21 protein-coding genes are annotated in these 19107 nt (G+C 64.6%); 14 read left to right on the top strand and 7 right to left on the bottom strand.

Annotated elements, in window-relative coordinates:
- Window positions 1–52: 52 nt before the first annotated feature.
- Window positions 53–1483: a DEAD/DEAH box helicase gene (locus BRX37_RS10130; protein ID WP_125986704.1), complete on the bottom strand. Its 1431-nt coding sequence runs from the start codon at window positions 1481–1483 to the stop codon at window positions 53–55.
- 278 nt (window positions 1484–1761) lie between these two features.
- A complete protein-coding gene (locus tag BRX37_RS10125; RefSeq protein WP_125986702.1) occupies window positions 1762–2232 on the bottom strand; it encodes a pyridoxamine 5'-phosphate oxidase family protein in 471 nt (156 codons plus the stop codon).
- A gap of 105 nt (window positions 2233–2337) precedes the next feature.
- Between BRX37_RS10125 and BRX37_RS10120 the strand changes: the two genes are divergently transcribed.
- From BRX37_RS10120 to BRX37_RS10075, 10 genes are all read left to right on the top strand, one after another.
- Window positions 2338–2916, top strand: coding sequence for a NifU family protein (locus tag BRX37_RS10120; protein WP_125986700.1), 579 nt, complete (start codon window positions 2338–2340; stop codon window positions 2914–2916).
- A gap of 88 nt (window positions 2917–3004) precedes the next feature.
- Window positions 3005–3631 (top strand): tRNA (adenosine(37)-N6)-threonylcarbamoyltransferase complex dimerization subunit type 1 TsaB, encoded by a 627-nt coding sequence (gene tsaB / locus BRX37_RS10115; protein WP_164522444.1) that lies wholly within the window; start codon window positions 3005–3007, stop codon window positions 3629–3631.
- Window positions 3628–4110, top strand: a complete 483-nt coding sequence (locus BRX37_RS10110) for a GNAT family N-acetyltransferase (protein ID WP_004207594.1) — start codon at window positions 3628–3630, stop codon at window positions 4108–4110. The genes tsaB and BRX37_RS10110 overlap by 4 nt, the downstream gene beginning before the upstream one ends.
- 111 nt (window positions 4111–4221) lie before the next feature.
- The gene (locus BRX37_RS10105) at window positions 4222–4647 is read left to right on the top strand and encodes a Ros/MucR family transcriptional regulator (protein WP_004207595.1); all 426 of its coding nucleotides are present in this window, start codon (window positions 4222–4224) and stop codon (window positions 4645–4647) included.
- A gap of 126 nt (window positions 4648–4773) precedes the next feature.
- Window positions 4774–5196, top strand: a complete 423-nt coding sequence (locus BRX37_RS10100; RefSeq protein WP_004207596.1) for a Fur family transcriptional regulator — start codon at window positions 4774–4776, stop codon at window positions 5194–5196.
- Between the two features lie 4 nt (window positions 5197–5200).
- The gene (locus BRX37_RS10095; RefSeq protein ID WP_125986698.1) at window positions 5201–5959 is read left to right on the top strand and encodes a lysophospholipid acyltransferase family protein; all 759 of its coding nucleotides are present in this window, start codon (window positions 5201–5203) and stop codon (window positions 5957–5959) included.
- Window positions 5960–5968: 9 nt separating this feature from the next.
- Entirely contained in the window at window positions 5969–7333 is a 1365-nt protein-coding gene (gene miaB, locus BRX37_RS10090) for a tRNA (N6-isopentenyl adenosine(37)-C2)-methylthiotransferase MiaB (RefSeq protein WP_125986696.1), read from the top strand.
- 101 nt (window positions 7334–7434) lie between these two features.
- Complete coding sequence (locus tag BRX37_RS10085) at window positions 7435–8436, top strand: PhoH family protein (RefSeq protein WP_125986694.1); 1002 nt, start codon at window positions 7435–7437, stop codon at window positions 8434–8436.
- A 24-nt stretch (window positions 8437–8460) separates the two neighbouring features.
- Window positions 8461–8970 carry an rRNA maturation RNase YbeY gene (ybeY, locus tag BRX37_RS10080; protein ID WP_037516911.1) on the top strand — a complete coding sequence of 170 codons (510 nt, stop codon included), beginning with the start codon at window positions 8461–8463 and terminating at the stop codon, window positions 8968–8970.
- A 69-nt stretch (window positions 8971–9039) separates the two neighbouring features.
- Entirely contained in the window at window positions 9040–9987 is a 948-nt protein-coding gene (locus BRX37_RS10075) for a hemolysin family protein (protein WP_125986692.1), read from the top strand.
- 249 nt (window positions 9988–10236) lie between these two features.
- Here BRX37_RS10075 and BRX37_RS10070 read toward each other — a convergent pair whose 3' ends face one another.
- Complete coding sequence (locus BRX37_RS10070) at window positions 10237–10698, bottom strand: hypothetical protein (protein WP_318276656.1); 462 nt, start codon at window positions 10696–10698, stop codon at window positions 10237–10239.
- Between the two features lie 111 nt (window positions 10699–10809).
- On the opposite strand from BRX37_RS10070, the gene BRX37_RS10065 reads away from it, so the two are divergent.
- Window positions 10810–12252, top strand: coding sequence for a DUF2142 domain-containing protein (locus BRX37_RS10065; RefSeq protein ID WP_125986819.1), 1443 nt, complete (start codon window positions 10810–10812; stop codon window positions 12250–12252).
- Here BRX37_RS10065 and BRX37_RS10060 read toward each other — a convergent pair.
- The 4 genes from BRX37_RS10060 to BRX37_RS10045 are packed head-to-tail and all read right to left on the bottom strand — an operon-like array spanning window position 12226 to window position 16007.
- Window positions 12226–12867 carry a phosphatase PAP2 family protein gene (locus BRX37_RS10060; RefSeq protein ID WP_125986690.1) on the bottom strand — a complete coding sequence of 214 codons (642 nt, stop codon included), beginning with the start codon at window positions 12865–12867 and terminating at the stop codon, window positions 12226–12228. The two genes, BRX37_RS10065 and BRX37_RS10060, sit on opposite strands and share 27 nt — an antisense overlap.
- A complete protein-coding gene (lpdA, locus tag BRX37_RS10055; protein WP_125986688.1) occupies window positions 12845–14260 on the bottom strand; it encodes a dihydrolipoyl dehydrogenase in 1416 nt (471 codons plus the stop codon). The genes BRX37_RS10060 and lpdA overlap by 23 nt, the downstream gene beginning before the upstream one ends.
- 41 nt (window positions 14261–14301) lie before the next feature.
- The gene (locus BRX37_RS10050) at window positions 14302–14703 is read right to left on the bottom strand and encodes an acyl-CoA thioesterase (protein WP_004207606.1); all 402 of its coding nucleotides are present in this window, start codon (window positions 14701–14703) and stop codon (window positions 14302–14304) included.
- Window positions 14703–16007 (bottom strand): pyruvate dehydrogenase complex dihydrolipoamide acetyltransferase, encoded by a 1305-nt coding sequence (locus tag BRX37_RS10045; protein ID WP_063141293.1) that lies wholly within the window; start codon window positions 16005–16007, stop codon window positions 14703–14705. Before BRX37_RS10045 ends, BRX37_RS10050 begins: the two co-directional genes overlap by 1 nt.
- A gap of 189 nt (window positions 16008–16196) precedes the next feature.
- Here BRX37_RS10045 and BRX37_RS10040 point away from each other — a divergent pair, with 189 nt between their 5' ends.
- The 3 genes from BRX37_RS10040 (at window position 16197) to BRX37_RS10030 (ending at window position 19100) form a co-directional block, all read left to right on the top strand.
- Window positions 16197–16652 carry a universal stress protein gene (locus tag BRX37_RS10040; protein WP_004207608.1) on the top strand — a complete coding sequence of 152 codons (456 nt, stop codon included), beginning with the start codon at window positions 16197–16199 and terminating at the stop codon, window positions 16650–16652.
- Between the two features lie 427 nt (window positions 16653–17079).
- Window positions 17080–17916: a cupin domain-containing protein gene (locus BRX37_RS10035; protein WP_097383583.1), complete on the top strand. Its 837-nt coding sequence runs from the start codon at window positions 17080–17082 to the stop codon at window positions 17914–17916.
- Window positions 17913–19100: a GNAT family N-acetyltransferase gene (locus tag BRX37_RS10030; RefSeq protein WP_125986686.1), complete on the top strand. Its 1188-nt coding sequence runs from the start codon at window positions 17913–17915 to the stop codon at window positions 19098–19100. Before BRX37_RS10035 ends, BRX37_RS10030 begins: the two co-directional genes overlap by 4 nt.
- Window positions 19101–19107 lie beyond the last annotated feature (7 nt).

The raw sequence follows: 19107 nt of genomic DNA, 5'->3' as shown, positions 1-19107 counted from the left end.
ACCGGTTGGTCCCGGACGCTCCATGGGGGGAACGCCCGGAACGCCTCAGCTATTAGCCGCGCGGTGCGCCGGTGCGCTGGACCGCGCCCTTGTGCGTGCCGACGGCGCCACCGCCGCCACCGCGACGACGACGGAAATTCTTCTTGGCGCCGGCACCATCGCCTTCGCCACGATGCGCGCCCTCGCCACGATGGCCCCCTTCACCCCGGCGAGCCTTGTCGGGCGCGCCGCGCTGGGCCTTCTGCCCATCCTGATAACGACGCTGGCCTTCGGCGCGCTTGGCCTGCTGGGCCGGGCTCTGGCTCGGCCCCTTGCGCTGCGGCGCGGGCTTGGGAAGGTTGCGCACGGCCTCCAGGAAATTCTCCGGCAGGGGCACGATCTCGGGCTTCACCTTGGTCGCCCGCTCGATTGCCTTCAGATAAGGCCGTTCATCATCCGCCACGAAGCTGATGGCGATACCGTCTGCGCCGGCGCGCGCCGTCCGGCCGATGCGGTGGACATATTGTTCCGGCACGTTCGGGATTTCGAAGTTGATGACGTGGGACACGCCCGACACGTCGATGCCGCGCGCGGCGATGTCGGTCGCGACCAGCAGCTTGCAATGGCCATGGCGGAACGCTTGCAGCGCGGTGGTGCGCTGCGCCTGGCTCTTGTTGCCATGGATCGCGAAGGCCTGGATGCCCGCGCCCTCCAGGAAGCGCACGACGCGGTCGGCGCCATGCTTGGTGCGGGTGAAGATCAGCGCGCGGTCGATCTCCTCGGTCTTCAGCACGATGTGCAGCAGCGCCTGCTTCTCCGCCTGGTTGACGAAGGTCAGCTGCTGGCGAACACGCTCGGCCGTGGTCGACTGCGGCGCGACGCTGACCTTGACCGGATCATTGAGGAACTGGCCGGCCAGCGCCTCGATCTCCTTGGGCATGGTGGCCGAGAAGAACAGGTTCTGGCGATCGCGCGGCAACAGCTTGGCGATGCGCTTCAGCGGATGGATGAAGCCCATGTCCATCATCTGGTCCGCTTCGTCGAGGACGAAGATTTCCGTGTCCTTGATGGTGAAGGCGCGCTGGTCGATCAGGTCGAGCAGGCGGCCGGGGGTGGCGACGACGATGTCGACGCCGGCCGACAGGGCACGGATCTGCTTGTTGACCGGCACGCCGCCGAACACGGTTTCCACCGACAGGCGCAGGAAGCGACCATAGTCGCGGAAGCTCTGGGCGATCTGGGCGGCCAGCTCGCGGGTCGGCGACAGCACCAGCATGCGACAGCCCTTGATCGGCGTCGGCTTGGGGTTGCGCGCGAAATAGTCGAGGCTGGGCAGCGCGAAGGCTGCGGTCTTGCCGGTGCCGGTCTGGGCGATGCCGCACAGGTCGCGGCCTTCCAGCAGGACCGGAATGGCCTTTTGCTGGATCGGCGTCGGCTCGGCATATTTCTTGGCGGTAAGCGCCTTGATGATCGGCTCGGAAAGACCAAGTTCATTGAAATGCATGAGAAACTCACAAGTCGGCCGGGCGCCAACCTGTCTGCGGACGCAGCAAGGGCGCAAGGCGGGTTAGGAAACGACCCGCGTGAATAGGGAAGCCTCAAGCTTGGCGCAGACTATCATTGGCCGGTTCCCAGGGCCTGTCAGAGCCGGGAACGATCACGCTGCCAATCGCTATCGGGCCCCAAGGGCCATGCTGCGCTGCCGCACATATGGGGCAAATGCCGCCGAAAAGCAAGCGGCCACGGGATTTCGCCCGCGGCCGCCCAACATGACATTCGGGTTTAGAGGCTGACCTCGGCATGCTTGTCGCGCAACTCCGCCCGGACATCGCCGCCGAACATCATCTTGAACACGCCGCCGATCGACAGATCGGCGCGCCAGATCTCCGCCGTGCCAAGATCAAAGCGCAGCATCAGCAGGTTGGGATCCTGCCGTCCGCCCGGATACCAGGCCTCGACCTGCTTCGACCAATAACGGTCGATCACCGCCTCGTCGGTCTCCGGCACCAGCGTGCCGTTGATGCAGGCGAACAGATAATGGTCCTTCGCCGCGAACTGCGCCATCGCCGGGCCGCCGGGCGCCAGCCGATTGTCGCGACTGGTATAGAACCAGAAGCAATGATCGGCATCCTTGTCCAATTGCGCGGTCATCGGCACGCTGTGCGCATGGGCATCCTGCAACCCCACCATCAGGAACGGGCTGCTCGACAGGTCCGTCCAGAAACGCTCGCGAATATCCTTGTCGTCGCTCATCTTTCCATCTCCTTATCTGGGGCTTCACCAAAGGAAATGGCTCGACGCCGCCGAAGTTCCGTTTGACCGCTTGATCTCGCGCGCGCACGTCGCCACATAGCGGCCATGCTGATCGAGACCGAACTCACGCCCAATCCGGCGACCGTCAAATTTCTCCCCGGCCAGGCCGTCATGGGCGCCGCGGGCACCCGCGACTTCGCCAGCCCCGAAGAGGCGGAAGCCTCGCCGCTGGCTGATGCGCTGTTCGGTCTGGGTGACGTGACCGGCGTCTTCTTCGGCGCCGACTTCATTTCGGTGACGATCGCACCGGGCGCCGAATGGAGCGACGTGAAGCCGGAAATCCTCTCGATACTGCTCGACCATTTCTCGGCCAACATGCCGCTGTTCGCCGCCGGCACCGCCGCGGGCTTCAGCGTCCCGGCCGAGGAAGAGGCTTTCACCGACCATCCGGAAGATGCCGAGATCGTCGACCAGATCAAGGATCTGATCGAAACCCGCGTGCGCCCGGCCGTGGCCAATGACGGCGGCGACATCATCTATCGCGGCTTCGACAAGGGCACCGTCTATCTGCGCATGCAGGGCGCCTGCGCCGGCTGCCCCTCCTCCTCCGCCACGCTCAAGAACGGCATCGAGCAGCTGCTCAAACATTATGTGCCGGAAGTGACGGAAGTCCGCGCGGTCTGACGCTGCGATGACCGGATTTGGCAAATCGCCCCGGATCGATTAACCGCAGCCTTATCCATATCGGCACCGCGGCTTCGGGGGAGTGAATTTGCGCATATTGGTCATCGACACCGCCACCCAGGCGCTGTCCGTTGCGCTGCTGGAAGACGGCCAGCCAATCGGCCATTTTCATGAAATCGTCGGCCGCGGCCATGCCGAGGCGCTGCTGCCCGCTATCGCCGCGCTGCCCGATGGCGGGCGCGCCGATGCGATCGCGGTCGATGTCGGGCCGGGCAGCTTCACCGGCGTGCGCATCGGCATCGCCGCCGCCCGAGCTTTGGCACTCGCCTGGTCGGTGCCGCTCCATGGCTATAGCGCCTTTTGCCTGATCGCCGCGATGGCGGCCGCCGACCATCAGGAAGGTCCGATCGCCGTCACCATCACCGGCGGCCATGGCGAACTCTTCTGGCAATTGTTCGAGGCCGATGGCCGCACCGCCACGACCCAGCCCGCCTCTACGCCGATCGCCACGCTCGCGACCCAATTGGACATGGCACAATTTTACGGCACCGGGGCCGAGGCGCTGGTCACCGCACGCGGCGACGGCACCGCGATAGCCCTCTATCCCGAAGCCGCGCGCTACAGCCTGATTGCGGAGCTGCCGCCGCTTGCCCCCTCCCCGCTCTATGGCCGCGAGGCCGACGCCAAGACGATCGCGGAGCGCGCCGCTTCATGATCCCCGCCGGCCTGACGCTCGACACCTATGACGAGGGCGAGCGCAATGCGCTCGCCGACGCCATGGAAGTGATGACCCGCGCCTTCGACCCGCTGTTCGGCGAGGCCTGGACCCTGCCCCAATTGTCGGGGGTCATGACCATGCCAGGCACCTGGCTGACCGTCGCCCATGTCGATGCGGCCCCGCTCGGCTTCGCCCTGGTCCGTTCGGTGCTGGACGAATGCGAACTGCTGCTGCTGGCGGTCGATCCGCTATGGCGTGGCCGTGGCATCGGCCGGTCCCTGCTGGGCCACAGCCTGACGCTGGCGCGTCGCCGTGGCATCACGTCGATGAACCTGGAAGTCCGCGCATCGAACATGGCGGTCAAACTTTATGAGACTATTGGTTTCGAATATGTACATCGTCGCCCCGGTTACTATCGAGGCAATGATGGAAAGCTTCATGACGCTTTGAGTTTTCGCATCGACATGCTTGTTTAAGGCAATCTTCTCTTGCGAAGGCAGGCCACAGGGTCTAGCCAAGATATACCGCTCTGAATCCATTTCCTCAGGCGGGTCGCACAATAGAAGCCTTTGCAGGAAACAAGAAAAATGGAAAACGAATCGGCACAGAGCGAACTGCTCGTCACTCTGACCTCCGACATTGTCGCTGCGCACGTCTCGAACAACAGTGTTGCTGTTTCCGACGTCGCAACGCTGATCCAGAATGTTCATGCCGCGCTGACCGGTCTTTCGACCCCGGCACCCGCCCCCGAAGTCAAGCCGGAACCGGCTGTTTCGGTGCGCGCATCGATCAAGCCGGATTACATCATCTGCCTGGAAGACGGTAAGAAGCTGAAGATGCTCAAGCGGCACCTGATGACCCATTATCAGATGACCCCCGAAGATTATCGCGCCAAGTGGGGCCTGCCGGCCGATTACCCGATGGTCGCCCCCAATTATGCCGAACAGCGCCGCTCGCTGGCCAAGAAGATCGGCCTGGGCACCAAGCGCCGCCGGACCCGTGGCGGCAAATAAGCCCCACAACTTCGGCATTTACCTATTGCGAAAGGGGCGCATCGACGATGCGCCCCTTTTCCGTTGGAACAAAAGCGGCTAGGCAATGTCCGACTTTTCCATTTTTGAAGCGAGCCAGCCCCCCGCATGAACCGCAAGATCGACGTCGAAGCCCTTTGCCACGAAAAGGGCCTGCGCATCACCGAACAGCGCCGGGTCATCGCCCAGGTGCTGAGCGACGCGACCGATCACCCCGATGTCGAGGAACTGCACAAGCGCGCGTCCACCATCGATCCGGGCATCTCGATCGCCACCGTCTACCGCACCGTGCGCCTGTTCGAGGAAGCCGGCATTCTGGAGCGCCACGATTTTGGCGACGGTCGCGCCCGCTACGAAGCGGCCCCGGAATCGCATCATGACCATCTGATCGATGTCGAAACCGGCAACGTCATCGAGTTCGTCGACCCCGAACTGGAACTGCTGCAGAAGCAGATCGCCGAAAAGCTCGGCTTCCGCCTGGTCGACCATCGCATGGAACTGTACGGCGTCGCCCTCGACCGCAAGGACTGACGCCTTGGCGCCACTGCGCCGGGCAGGCCGCATCGCCGCCCTGCTGGGTAGCCTGCTGCTCTGCCTGCCCCCGCACCTCTTGTGGCGCCTGCTCCGCCGTCCATCTCCCTGGCCACGCCGCTTCCTGGGGATGGCGGCCCGCTCGGTCGGCGCCCGCGTCCGGGTGGAAGGTCACCCGGTCGACAGCGACATGTTCCTGGTCGCCAATCATGTCAGCTGGATCGACATTCTCGCCCTCGCCGACGCGACCGGCGCAGCCTTCGTCGCCCATGACGGCATTGCCAGCTGGCCGGTGATCGGCTGGCTCGCGGCCCAGAACAACACCCTGTTCGTCTCGCGCGAGAAACGCGGCAGCCTGTCGGGCCAGCTCGATGCGTTGCGCGCCGCACTCGCCGGCCATCAGCCGGTCGCGCTTTTTCCGGAAGGCACGACCAGCGACGGCAGTGGCCTGCTGCCCTTCAAGCCCTCGCTGCTCGCCGTACTGATGCCGCCGCCGCGCGCGGTGATGATCCAGCCGGTCCATATCGATTATGGCGCCGCCACGGCGGAGATCGCCTGGCACGGTGACGAACCCGCCGGCGCCAACGCCAAACGGCTGCTGGAGCGCAAGGGCCGCCTGCCCGTCACCATCCGGTTCCTGGAGCCGTTTGACCCGGCCAGTTGCGCCGATCGCAAGATATTGGCCGCCACCGCGCACCAGCGGATCGCCGCGAGCATTGCCGCGCACCTGCCACCTTCCTCTTCGGGCCAAGCGCCTGTATAGCTGGACGGCATGAATCGTAACGACGCCCCCGAACATAAAGCCGGCAAGGGCCCGGCCACCTTCCAGGTCAAATCCTTCGGCTGCCAGATGAACGTCTATGATGGCGAACGCATGGCCGAAATGCTGGGCGAGCGCGGCATGACCGCTGCTGCCGATGGCGCAGAGGCCGACCTCGTCATTCTCAACACCTGCCACATCCGCGAAAAGGCGGTGGACAAGGTCTATTCCGACATAGGCCGCCTGACTCGCGAGGATGGCACGCGCCCGATGATCGCCGTCGCCGGCTGCGTCGCCCAAGCCGAAGGTGGCGAGATCCAGCGCCGCGCCCGCAATGTCGACATCGTCGTCGGCCCGCAGGCCTATCACCGCCTGCCCGACCTGATTGGCAAGGCGCAGCGCGGCGAGGAGGCGGTCGACACCGACATGCCGGCCAATTCCAAGTTCGCCGCTTTGCCCGGCCGCACCAAGCAGGCCCGGCCGACCGCCTTCCTGACGATCATGGAAGGCTGCGACAAATTCTGCACCTATTGCGTCGTGCCCTATACCCGCGGCGCGGAAATCAGCCGCAGCTGGACCGCGATCCTGGACGAAGCCAAGGCGCTGGTCGATGGCGGCGTGCGCGAGATCACCCTGCTCGGCCAGAACGTCAATGCCTGGACCGGCGAGGATGATCGGGGCCGGATGCAGGGCATGGATGGCCTGGCCCGCGAACTGGCACGGCTGAGCGAACTGGAGCGCATTCGCTACACCACCAGCCATCCCAACGACATGAGCGACGGGCTGATCGCCGCCCATGGCGACGAGCCCAAGCTGATGCCCTTCCTCCACCTGCCGGTGCAATCAGGCAATGACCGTGTCCTCAAGGCCATGAACCGCAGCCACACGGTCGACAGCTATCTGCGCATCATCGAGCGCGTGCGCGAGGCGCGGCCGGACATCGCCCTGTCCGGCGATTTCATCGTCGGCTTCCCCGGCGAAACCGACGCAGAGTTCGAAGATACTCTCAAGATCGTCGAGCAAGTGCGTTATGCGCAATGCTATTCCTTCAAATACAGCCCCCGCCCCGGTACCCCGGCGGCGGACATGGATCATCAGATCCCGGCGGCGGTGATGGACGAACGGCTGGCCCGGCTGCAGGCCGCGATCAACCGCCATCAGGTCGATTTCAACGCCGCCACGGTGGGCCGCACCACCAGCATCCTGCTCGAACGCAAGGGCCGCTATCCCGGCCAGCTGATCGGCAAGACGCCCTGGCTGCAATCCGTCCATGTCACCGCGCCCGAATATGGCATTGGCGACATGGTCGATGTCGATATCATCAGCGCCGGCCCGAACAGCCTGGCCGGCGAAATCAGCAGGAGGAAAGCCGCTTGAACCAAAGCCTCGTCATTCCCGCACAGCCGGGAAGCCATCTCCCCGACCCACGGCGCCTGCCGGTCCTTACGAGATGCATGACGAGCCAGGGAGGCTTTTGAATGGGCAAGAAACCGCACCATCCCCGCACCGACATTGCCGAGCGCGCGCGCCTGGAAGTGACGTTCGAGAAGCCGCATCTTCTGGGTGCGCTGTTCGGCCAATATGACCAGAATCTGGTCGCGATCGAGAACCGCCTGGGCGTCTATATCGCCGCGCGCGGCAACAAGCTGCAGATCGAGGGCGAGGCCGAAGCCGCCGCCCGCGCCCGCGACGTAATGACCGGCCTCTACAACCGCATCATCGCCGGGCAGGAAATCGACAATGGCGCAGTGGAAGCCGTGATCGCCATGTCGGCCGAACCGACGCTGGACGGCATCATCCGCCATGACGTCGCCGAACCGCCCAAGGTGATGATCCGCACCCGCAAGAAGACGATCGTCCCGCGCTCCGCCACACAGGTCGCCTATATGGAGGCGCTGACCCGGAACGACATCATCTTCGCGCTTGGCCCGGCAGGCACCGGCAAGACCTATCTGGCGGTTGCCCAGGCGGTCAGCCAGCTCATCACCGGCAGCGTCGACCGCCTGATCCTCTCCCGCCCGGCTGTCGAGGCGGGCGAGAAGCTCGGCTTCCTGCCCGGCGACATGAAGGAAAAGGTCGATCCCTATCTGCGGCCGATCTACGATGCGCTGCACGACACGCTGCCGGCCGAACAGGTCGAACGGCGGATCGCCAGCGGCGAGATCGAGATTGCGCCGCTCGCCTTCATGCGCGGCCGTACCCTGGCCAATGCCTTCATCGTGCTGGACGAGGCACAGAACACCACCATCGCCCAGATGAAGATGTTCCTGACCCGCTTTGGCGAAGGCAGCCGCATGGTCATCTGCGGCGATCCCAAGCAGGTCGACCTGCCGCAACCCGGCATTTCCGGCCTGGCCGACGCGGTCGCGCGGCTGGACGGGGTCGAGGGCATCGCCATGGTCCCCTTCGGCATTGGCGACGTCGTCCGCCATCCGGTGGTCGGCCGCATCGTCCAGGCCTATGAGGGGCCGGATGCCTAAATCTTCACAACGGATCTCAACATTATGATCGAAGTCGCTGTCCTTCATGAAGAAGGCTGGCCCGGCCCGGACTGGGAATTTCTCGCGCAACAGGCGGTTTCGGCCGCCATTGCGCACAGTCCCTATGCCGCCTTCGCGACCGACTCCACCCTCTATGAAGTTGCGGTCAAGCTGACCGACGATGATGAGGTGCATCAGCTCAACCGCGCCTATCGCGAGAAGGACAAGCCGACCAACGTCCTGTCCTTCCCGATGGTGCAGGAAGACCTGCTGGAAGTGACGGCCAATACCGACGATGGCGAGGTTCTGCTGGGCGATATCGTGTTGGCCGAGGGGGTCTGCGCCGCCGAAGCCGCGGAAAAGGGCATATCGGTCGCCGACCATGCCACGCATCTGATCGTCCACGGGACTTTTCATTTGCTTGGATATGACCATATGGACGACAATGAAGCCGAGGCGATGGAAGCGCTGGAAATCCGCGCGCTCCTCAGCCTTGGCCTGGCCGATCCCTATGGGGATCGGGACAATGGTTGATCATGCTTATTCGGATCCGGTCTGTCACCGGCTTCGACAATGTTCTGAAACAGGGGAATAGGAAGTAAGATGGCTGAAGGCAGCCCGAAGGATAGCGCCGGTTCCAAGGAAGCGGACAGTAGTAACGAGGGCGGTTTATGGAGCGGCCTGAAGTCGCTCCTGTTCGGCGAGAATGAAGCCCCCAGCCTCCGCAAGGAACTGGAAGAGGCGCTCGACGAATATGATGAGGAAGAGCAGGAAGAGGGCGCGGCCCCGCCTGCCAAGGGCGACCTGTCCGCGATCGAGCGGCAGATGGTCCGCAACCTGCTGCATTTTTCCGAACATACGGTCGACGACGTCGCCCTGCCCCGCGCCGACATTGTCGCGATCGAGGAAAAGGCGAGCTTTGCCGAATTGGCCGAACTGTTCGCCCAAGCCGGTCATAGCCGCATCCCGGTCTATCGCGAGACGCTCGATACGATCGTCGGCATGGTCCATATCCGCGATGCCTTCGCGATCCTCGCTGGCAAGGCGCCGGTGCCCGACACGCTGGCGCCGCTGATCCGCCAGCCGCTCTATGTGCCCGAAAGCATGGGCGCGCTCGACCTGCTCGCCGAAATGCGCGCCAAGCGCACCCATCTCGCCATCGTGCTGGACGAATATTCGGGCACCGAAGGGCTGCTGACCTTCGAGGATCTGGTCGAGGAAATCGTCGGCGAGGTCGAGGACGAGCATGACGACGCGCCCGAAGCGATGCTGGTGCCGCTGGAAGGCGGCATGTGGGATGCCGACGCCCGCGCCGAACTGGACGATGTGGCCGAGGAAATCGACCCGCGCCTGGGCGAGATTGAGGAAGATGTCGACACGCTGGGCGGGCTCGCCTTCGTGCTCGCCGGCCGCGTCCCCGAACCGGGCGAGATCATCCCGCACGAACAGAGCGGCTGGAAACTGGAAGTCCTGGCCAGCGACGGCCGCCGCGTCACCCGCCTGCGGCTCCACCCGCCGGTCGAGCAGGAACTGGAAGCGGAAGAGGCCTGAGGGCCTCTTCCTTTTTCAGGGCACGCCTAGGGCGTTTGCCTGTCAACTTCGCCGTCATCTTTGGCGTCAGGCACTAGCGCCAGTATGCCCAAGGGCTGGCGTTTCACCATCCTCCGGGCAATTGCCAGCAGATCGGCCGGCGAAGCGACATGACAATAGCGGGTGTTCAATATGTCGAGTTGCCGTCCTTTGCGCAGGGCTTGCCCCGTGCAATCACGCTGCAAAAGAAAGAAGCGCCTGATGATCCCATCACCGCGCTCGCGCGCCAGCAGCAGATAATCGCTGCCCGGTACAGCGCCCTTCTGCAACGCCCAAAGTTCCGTTGCGCCTTGCGTGCCCAGAAATATAAAAAAAGGATGGCACGACCTCCGCATGAGCCAGCGCCTCGCGCGCAGATGCCTGCGCGACATTGGCCCAGCAATGGAACACCCCATAGTTGCTGATCCGGTACCAGAATGGATCCTCATCAGGATCGGACGGCTGGATCTGCCAGTCGCCGAAGGCAACACGACTGGTGCAACCAAATTCCTTGGCATCATCACTCGTAAAAGCCTGCGGCCATTTATCCTCGGTCTCGTCACCGAACAACGGCGTGTCGGCGTGCAGGATCATCCCGGCGGGCACCTCCTTGTCTGACTCTTCAGCCCATGCCGGCGTCGACAGCAGCAGCAGGGCCGGAACAAACCAATGTCGCATATTTTCGGCCTTCATAGTGTCCATCGCGAAATGTTAACGGGGCATATCTAGGGCGTATCAATATTCAACCGAACGGCGGGCATGCGCAGCGAGCGATCTTCTTTCAGGCACCATCCTTATGCCGACATGGCGATCGCCGCGCCATGGTCGCGTCTCGAACGGATAGTGCTTCTTGCGATCTGCCTCGCGACGTTGTTCTTCGCGACTCTGACCCCGCCCTTCCAGGCTCCGGATGAGAACCAGCATTATATGAAGGCGCTGGCCCTGTCGCAGGGCCATGTCGTGACGCAAATCCAGGGCGACCGGATCGGCGCGGAACTGTCGCGCGCGGCGGTCGATCTTCATGCCAACGATTTCCCGACCGAACCGGACGGCCAACGCCACCGCTATGACAAGGCGATGATCGACCGCGCCTGGGCCGCCGACGCTGCCCGCCCCGGCACGCGCTTTGCCGAATTTCCCAATGTCGCCAGCTATGCGCCGACCCTCTATGCCCCCGGCGCCGTCGGCCTCGCGATCGGCGATGCGCTCGGCCTGCCGCGCATCGGCGCCTTCTACGCCGGCCGTATTGTCAATGCGCTGACCGCATTGCTGCTGCTCGTCGCCGCGCTGCGCCTCATCCCCTTCGGCCGGATGGCGCTGCTCGGCACCGCGCTGCTGCCGACCTTCTGCTATCAGACCGGCTCGCTCTCGCCCGATGCGGTCATCAACGGCGTTGGCTTTCTCGGCCTCGCTCTGGCGCTGCGGATCGGCTTCATGGCGCCGCAGCGCGCCAGCACCGTCGCCACGCTGGTCACCGCGCCGCTGCTGGCGCTGGCCAAGGGCGTCTATCTGCCGCTGATGGCCGCCGGCCTGCGCTGGCCCAGCCGCGCCAGCCTGCTTCGCAACGCGCTGATCCTGAGCGCGATGCTGCTGGGGGCTGTCATCTTCGCTGTCTGGATGAAGGCGAACGGCGGCAGCCAGGCGCTCTATCACATCACCTCGCGCAAGACCGGAGAGAGCGTGCTGACCGCGCCGCTGGCGCAGCAACTCGCCGTGATCCTGGCCGATCCGGCCGGCTATGCCCGGATCCTCGTCTCCAGCATCGTCGAGCGGGCACCAGTCTATGCGCTGCAAATCGTCGGCCGCTTCGGCTGGAACGCGATCCTGCTGCCGCTGCTCGCTTACCCCCTTGCCCTGCTGATGCTTGGCAGCGCCGTGCTGAGCGGATCGGGCGTGCGCTTCGGCCTCGGCCAGCGGCTCTGGTGGCTGGCGATCGCGCTCGGCACCGCGCTGCTGATTGAAACCGCCATGTATCTCACCGGCACGCCGCTCGGCGCCGATTATATCCAGGGGACGCAGGGCCGCTATTTCCTGCCGCTGCTGCCGCTCGTGCTGCTGGCGCTGATGCCGGCCAATCCGCTGCGCAGAGCCCGCCTGCTCTGCGTCGGCGCCGGCCTGACGCTGCTCATCATCGCGATGCTCAGCGCCTGGGACAGTTTCTGGGTCCATGGCTTCGTCACCGCCGACGGCATGCCGCCGCACGGCAACATCACCCGCGCCTTACTGCTGCCCTCGCCGCGCTGGTAGCCAGACCGCGCACAGCATAAGCCAGCCCAGCCCTTCGACCCATCCGGCCATCACATCGCTTGGCCAATGCACGCCCAGCCACACCCGGCTGGCGCCGATCAGCGCGATCATCGCCCCGCCCGCGCCATAAGCCCAGCGTCGGCCGGCCAGCATCGCCAGCGCACCAAAGAACATCATGTTCCCCGCCGCATGGCCGCTGGGAAAGCTATAGCTATGCACGATGTCGAGATGCGGCAGCAGGTCGGGCCGGGGCGCGGCGAAAATCTGCTTGAGGATGAGGTTGAGCAGCGTGCCGCCAATCTCCACCCCCGCAAACCACGAGGCCGCCGCACGCCGCCCGGTAAAGACCAGCGCCCCCAGCACGACCAGCGACAGGATGATGCGGATCGCCGTGCCACCGATCGCCGAGGCGAGCCGCATGACCATGGTCACATGCCCGCCCAGCGCCGTCTCGCGCCCCTGCCCGGCCCAGCCCATCAGGCCGATATTCAGATCGTCAAGCAGCCCATTGCGCTGCGCCAGCGCGATTCCCAGCACGCAAAAAAGCGCGAGGATGAACATCCCCGCGCCCTTTGCCAGCATGACCTGCCGATCAGATATGGAGCGCACGCCCATAAGCCGCGAGCACGCTTTCATGCATCGATTCCGAGATGGTCGGGTGCGGGAACACCGTCTGCATCAGCTCCGCCTCGGTCGTCTCCAGCGTCTTGCCGATGGTATAGCCCTGGATCATCTCGGTCACTTCCGCGCCGATCATGTGGGCACCCAGCAGTTCGCCGGTCTTGGCGTCGAACACGGTCTTGGTGAAGCCCTCGGCCTCGCCCAGCGCGATCGCCTTGCCATTGCCGATGAAGGGGAACATGCCGACCTTGACGTCGTAGCCCGCTTCCTTGGCCTTGGCTTCGGTCAGGCCGACCGATGCGATCTGCGGGTGGCAATAGGTGCAACCCGGAATGTTGCGCACGTCCATCGCATGCGGGTGGACATCCTTGTTGCCCAGCGCCTGCGCGATCGCCTCGACCGTGGTGACGGCTTCATGGCTCGCCTTGTGGGCCAGCCATGGCGGCGCGGTGACGTCGCCGATCGCCCAGATGCCGTCGACATTGGTGCGGCCATAGGGGTCGGTCTTGATGTGGAAGCGCTGGTCGGGCTCGACGCCGACCTCTTCCAGACCGATATTCTCGACATTGGGCACGATCCCGATCGCCACGATGACATGGCTATATTCGGCGGTGATGTCCTTGCCGGCCTTGTCCTTGATGGTCGCGGTCACGGCCTTGTCGGTCGCGGCGATCTTCTCGATCTTGGCGCCGGTCAGGATGGTCATGCCCTGCTTCTTGACCGCCTTTTCGAGGAAGGCCGAGACATCGGCATCCTCGACCGGCACGATCCTGTCCATCATCTCGACCACGGTCACATCAGCGCCCATGTCGTTGTAGAAGCTGGCGAATTCGATGCCGATCGCACCCGATCCGATGACCAGCAGCTTGGTCGGCATTTCCGCCGGAGTCATGGCGTGGCGATAGGTCCACACGCGCTTGCCGTCGGCTTTCAGCTGCGGCAGGTCGCGGGCGCGGGCGCCGGTCGCGATGATGATATGCTTGGCGGTCAGCTCTTCGCTCTTGCCGTCCTTGGTGACGGTCAGCTTGCCCTTGCCGGTCAGCTTGCCGTCGCCCATGTGGACGGCGATCTTGTTCTTCTTCATCAGGTGCGTGACGCCCTGATTGAGCTGCTTGGCGACGCCGCGCGAACGCTTCACCACCGCCTCGATGTCGGCGCTGATCTTCTCGGCAACCAGGCCATAATCCTTGGCATGCTGCATATAATGGAAGATTTCGGCCGAACGCAGCAGCGCCTTGGTCGGAATGCAGCCCCAGTTGAGGCAGATGCCGCCCAGATTTTCGCGCTCCACGATCGCGGTCTTGAGGCCCAGTTGCGCCGCCCGGATGGCGGCAACATAGCCGCCTGGGCCGGAGCCGAGGACGATCAGGTCATAGGTATCAGCCATGGTCTCTCTCGTTCTTTCGATATCTTGGTCAGGCCGCGCCCTTATTGAGCAGGCAGCGGCGGCACGGAACGGGGTTGGCGATCCTCACCGATCGCCACGAAGGTGAAGGTCGCCTGGGTCACGCGATAGGATCGGTCGTCATGGCGGGCACGGCGCCACGCCTCGACATCGATCTTCATCGATGTGCGGCCGACCGACTTCAGCGTCGCGAACACCGACACCTCATCGCCGACGATGACCGGACGGTGGAAGGTCATGCCCTCCACCGCGATCGTCACCGCACGGCCGTGGCTGTAGCGCGCCGCAACCGAACCCGCAGCCGAATCCATCAGGCTCATCAGCCAGCCGCCGAAAATATCCCCATGGGGATTGGTATCGGCTGGCATGGCGATGACGCGCACCGCCGGGCTATGCTCCGGCGGCTGCTCGTCGATCTTCGCCATCAGGCCAGCATACCCAGCGGATTTTCGATGAGTTCGCGGAACGCCTTCATCAGGCGAGCGCCGTCGGCGCCATCGATCGCGCGATGATCGAAGCTGCCGGTCGCCGACATCACGGTCGCGATCTGGAGCGAGTCATCGACCACGAAGGGACGCTTCTCGCCCGCGCCGATCGCCATGATCATGCCCTGCGGCGGGTTGATGACGGCTTCGAACTGCTTGATGCCAAACATGCCCATGTTCGACAGCGACGCGGTGCCGCCCTGATATTCGCTCGGCTGCAGCTTGCCGGCCTTGGCGCGATCGGCCAGATCCTTCATCTCGTTCGAGATCGCGGCCACACCCTTGATGTCGGCGCCAGTCACGATCGGGGTGATCAGGCCACCGGGGATCGACACGGCCACCGAAATATCGGCGCGCTTGAACTGCAGCATCTGGTCGCCGGCGAACTGCACGTTGCACTCGGGCACCTGCATCAGCGCGACGCCCAGCGCCTTGATCAGCAGGTCGTTGACCGACAGCTTGACGCCACGGCCCGACAGGCCGGCGTTCAGCTCGCCGCGCAGCTTCAGCAGCTTGTCGAGTTGGATGTCCACGGTCAGGTAGATGTGCGGCACCTGCTGCTTGGACTCGGTCAGGCGGCGCGCGATCGTCTTGCGCATACCGTTGAGCTTGATGACTTCGTGCGGGATGCCGAAATCCTGCGCGGCGGCGGCCACCGGCGCGGGGGCAGCGGCGGGCGCAGCAGCGGCCGGGGCGGCGGTCGGCGCAGCGGCCTTGGCCGGGACAGCAGCGGCGCCATCCAGGTCAGCCTTGACGATGCGGCCATTGGGACCCGAACCGGCGACAGCAGCCAGATCGACGCCCTTGGCTTCGGCCAGGCGACGGGCCAGCGGGCTGGCCTTCACGCGGCCTTCCGCCGGAGCGGCGGCGGGGGCGGCGGCCTTCGCCGGCACCGGATCAGCCTTGGCGGCGGGAGCGGCGACTTCGGCCTTGGCGGGAACCGCATCAGCCTTGGGCGCGGGGGCAGCGCCACCGCTGGCGGCGGCTGCGGCGACATCCTCGCCCTCTTCGGCGATGATCGCGATGACGGTGCCGACCTTCACGCCCTCGGCGCCTTCCGACACCAGGATCTTGGCGACGGTGCCTTCATCGACGGCCTCGAATTCCATGGTGGCCTTGTCGGTCTCGATCTCGGCGAGAAGGTCGCCGGACGATACCTTGTCCCCTTCCTTGACCAGCCACTTGGCCAGCGTGCCCTCCTCCATGGTGGGGGACAGGGCAGGCATCTGGATCGTCTTGCTCATGCGTTCGGGGCCTCTTCTTGATTATCTGGCACGCGCCGTTTCGGAGCCCGTTTTCACCCTTTGGCCGGAACGGTCAAGGCCACGCCTTGCGCAAGGGCCCATAATGCCCCACATTTCACCTCGTTGGTTCGTCGGGGCAATTTTGACGGGCCGGCAAGGCCGATTTTTGTTTCTCGGGGATATCGAACAATGCGGACATATCTGGTGGTCGTGGACGAATCGCCCGAAGCGGAAACCGCGCTGCGCTTCGCCGCACGCCGCGCCGCCAAGACGGCCGGGACGATCCGCATCCTGGCCCTCATCCCGCCGTCCGAATTCGTTCAGTGGGGCGGCGTCCAGGCGACGATGGAGGATGAGGCGCTGCAACGGGCCGAAGCGCTGGTGACCAGTGCGGCCGGCACGCTGACAGACGAATCCGGCATCCGCCCCAGCATCACCGTGCGCCAGGGCGATCCCGTCGCGGTCGTGCGCAAGACGCTGGAGGAAATGGACGATGTCGCCGCCCTGGTCCTGGGCGCCGCCGCCAGCGGCCCGCCCGGTGCCCTGGTATCCCACTTCACCGGATCGGACGCGGGCAAGATGCCCTGCCCGATCATGATCATCCCCGGTGGCCTCGACAGCGACGCGATCGACCGGCTGAGCTGAACCAGAGCCGCAAGGCTTCTCCGCGGCGAAATGCGTCGTGCCGGCGCGTGCGTCCGCGGCGCCCCATCAAGCACAGACCTCTCGCCGCTGCCGGCAATATCATGATGCCGCACGGTTGCCCCCAGCGCGGCATCCGACAATCGCGCAAGGGGAGAATAGCGCACATCTAAGACCAGGCACGATCGAAACACCGCATTGCGATCTTCTTCATCGCATCAATGCGGAAACAGACCAGAAATCATTGCCGCAACCATTTTTCATCCAAATCGATATTTCCGCATCACCGTTTCAACTCATCCCAGACAGAAAATGAACCTCTTATGGCCTAAAAATATACAGGAAGACGCGCATCTTGTTTAACGCGATCTTCAACCTTGCACGACAAGTTTGCGGCAATTGATCTCGTCATTGCGGAAGAACTTCCTCCATGAGCTTTGTTGCGCCGTCCAGTCTCGGTCCTTTCGCCAGCGCCTATCCGCTGTCACCGACCATGCTGCAGCATAGCCTGACGGACCATCCGCTGCTCTCGTTCGAAGCCCTGGCAAAAGCCAGCATCGACCTGCCACCGCAATTTGTCGAACGCCGGATCGGCAACGCCCCCAATGGCGGCGAATTCGCGATGGACCGCTCCGACGACGCCGATGTCGCCACCGTCATTCGCTCGATCCAGACCAGCGGCAACTGGATCATGCTCCGCTTCGTCGAGCAACTGCCCGCCTATCGCGAGTTGCTGGCCAGGCTGATGGACCAGATCGGCCCCGCAATTTCTCCAGCGACCGGTCCGGGGCTGACGGTGCGGGGGTTCATCTTCATTTCCGCGCCGGGAACGCTCACCCCGTTTCACTTCGATTGCGAATATAATATCCTCTTCCAGATCGCGGGCGACAAACAGTTCGCGACCTATCGCCCTATGGCACCATGGCTGCCGATCGACCGGCACGAAGCCTATTATGGTGGTGGCGACAATATGCTGCCCTGGAACGACGCCTATGAGGCGGATGCCGACATCCACCCCATGCAGCCGGGCGACGGCCTGTTCATCCCCTATGCCTCGCCCCATTGGGTCAGGGCGGGCGCGGAGCCGTCCATTTCGCTGTCGATCACTTGGCAGAGCCAGTGGAGCCAGGCGCTGGGCGACGCCATGCAGATCAATCCGCTGCTGCGGCGATGGGGCCTGCCCACCGGCGACGTGCCGATATGGCCCAAGGCCGCCAAATGGCGCTCGATCGGGTGCCGCGTGGCGCGCAAGGCCGGGCTGTTATGAGCCACCTTCCCGCCTCCGGCAGCTTCCAACCGGACGCCAGCCATGCCTGGCCGATGTCGGACGCCGACCAACCTGCCGTCCGCATCCTGCGCCATGTCGATCTGACGGCCGATGATCGCGCGCAGTGGGCAGCCCTGTCGGCACTGGCCGGGGCCGCCAATGTCTTCGCGCAGGACTGGTTCATGGACGCCGCCCTGAGCCACGCGCCTGATGGCGCTGACGTGCTTCTGGCCGTCGTTGCGCCCATCGATGGACCATGGCTGGGCGTCATGCCGCTGATCGCTGCACCACGCTTCGGCCGGTGGCCCGTTCGCATCTGGCGCAACTGGTCGGCGACCAACCAGTTCCTGGGTACGCCGCTGGTCATCGCGCAGTCCGCCGATCTGTTCTGGAAGAGCCTGTTCGCCTTCCTGGACCAGCGCACAGGCGGGGAGATCATGCTGCATGTCTCCGGACTGGATGCCGACGATCCGGTCAGTATCGCCCTGTTCGACCGCTGCGAACGGGAAAGGCGAGCATTCCACACCATCCATTGCCATGATCGTCCAGCCTATCGCGCCGGCAAGGAAGGGGAAGGCCGCGGCGACGCGAAAATGCGGAGCCGACTGCGCAGCCTGTCGAAGCGGCTGGAACAGGACCATGGCCCGGTCACGATCGACATTCTGGCGCCGGACGCGCCATGCACAGCCTGGATCGACGCGTTTCTGGACCTTGAGGCATCGGGCTGGAAAGGCCGTAGCGGCAGCGCATTGGCAAGCGACGGCGCGACCCAGGCCCTGTTTTGCGAAGTGATAGAACGCGGTCATGCGAACGGCAGCGCCCGCCTCGCCACCCTGTCGGTCGGGGGCCGCGCCATCGCCATGTCGAGCTGGTTTGAAGCCGCCATCTGGGGCCATGGCTTCAAGATGGCGTTCGACGAGGATTATCGCGCTTATGCGCCGGGCCAGCTTCTGATGCGCGACATCAGGGATCGCATCGGGGCCCGCCCCGGCATGTCCTTCGACAGTTGCGTCCCACGCGGCGCCGGGCACTGCCATCGACTTTGGGGCAGCAACCGGAAGATTGTCGATGGCGCCGTCGCGATCGGCTCGCCCTGGCAGCATGTCCAGTTCGACGCCCTGATGAAGGCGAGAGCCGCCTATGCGGCGATCAAGGCCCGTTTTCCCGACCGACCGGCGACCTGACGCCAGG

The sequence above is a fragment of the Sphingomonas sp. S-NIH.Pt3_0716 genome, assembly GCF_003950715.1.
Classification (GTDB): Bacteria; Pseudomonadota; Alphaproteobacteria; order Sphingomonadales; family Sphingomonadaceae; genus Sphingobium; species Sphingobium yanoikuyae_A.
Note: the sequence above shows the minus strand (reverse complement) of the source record. Positions and strands in the feature narration are given on the sequence as shown.

Coding starts and splice junctions, on each gene's coding strand:
- BRX37_RS10030 (WP_125986686.1), top strand. CDS start 17,913: ATGAGCCACCTTCCCGCCTCCGGCAGCTTCCAACCGGACGCCAGCCAT.
- BRX37_RS10100 (WP_004207596.1), top strand. CDS start 4,774: ATGAACCGCAAGATCGACGTCGAAGCCCTTTGCCACGAAAAGGGCCTG.
- BRX37_RS10110 (WP_004207594.1), top strand. CDS start 3,628: ATGATCCCCGCCGGCCTGACGCTCGACACCTATGACGAGGGCGAGCGC.
- miaB (WP_125986696.1), top strand. CDS start 5,969: ATGAATCGTAACGACGCCCCCGAACATAAAGCCGGCAAGGGCCCGGCC.
- BRX37_RS10050 (WP_004207606.1), bottom strand. CDS start 14,703: ATGGCGAAGATCGACGAGCAGCCGCCGGAGCATAGCCCGGCGGTGCGC.
- BRX37_RS10040 (WP_004207608.1), top strand. CDS start 16,197: ATGCGGACATATCTGGTGGTCGTGGACGAATCGCCCGAAGCGGAAACC.
- BRX37_RS10130 (WP_125986704.1), bottom strand. CDS start 1,483: ATGCATTTCAATGAACTTGGTCTTTCCGAGCCGATCATCAAGGCGCTT.
- BRX37_RS10125 (WP_125986702.1), bottom strand. CDS start 2,232: ATGAGCGACGACAAGGATATTCGCGAGCGTTTCTGGACGGACCTGTCG.
- BRX37_RS10075 (WP_125986692.1), top strand. CDS start 9,040: ATGGCTGAAGGCAGCCCGAAGGATAGCGCCGGTTCCAAGGAAGCGGAC.
- BRX37_RS10120 (WP_125986700.1), top strand. CDS start 2,338: ATGCTGATCGAGACCGAACTCACGCCCAATCCGGCGACCGTCAAATTT.
- BRX37_RS10035 (WP_097383583.1), top strand. CDS start 17,080: ATGAGCTTTGTTGCGCCGTCCAGTCTCGGTCCTTTCGCCAGCGCCTAT.
- BRX37_RS10085 (WP_125986694.1), top strand. CDS start 7,435: ATGGGCAAGAAACCGCACCATCCCCGCACCGACATTGCCGAGCGCGCG.
- BRX37_RS10045 (WP_063141293.1), bottom strand. CDS start 16,007: ATGAGCAAGACGATCCAGATGCCTGCCCTGTCCCCCACCATGGAGGAG.
- BRX37_RS10070 (WP_318276656.1), bottom strand. CDS start 10,698: ATGAAGGCCGAAAATATGCGACATTGGTTTGTTCCGGCCCTGCTGCTG.
- lpdA (WP_125986688.1), bottom strand. CDS start 14,260: ATGGCTGATACCTATGACCTGATCGTCCTCGGCTCCGGCCCAGGCGGC.
- BRX37_RS10060 (WP_125986690.1), bottom strand. CDS start 12,867: ATGGGCGTGCGCTCCATATCTGATCGGCAGGTCATGCTGGCAAAGGGC.
- BRX37_RS10105 (WP_004207595.1), top strand. CDS start 4,222: ATGGAAAACGAATCGGCACAGAGCGAACTGCTCGTCACTCTGACCTCC.
- BRX37_RS10065 (WP_125986819.1), top strand. CDS start 10,810: ATGGCGATCGCCGCGCCATGGTCGCGTCTCGAACGGATAGTGCTTCTT.
- ybeY (WP_037516911.1), top strand. CDS start 8,461: ATGATCGAAGTCGCTGTCCTTCATGAAGAAGGCTGGCCCGGCCCGGAC.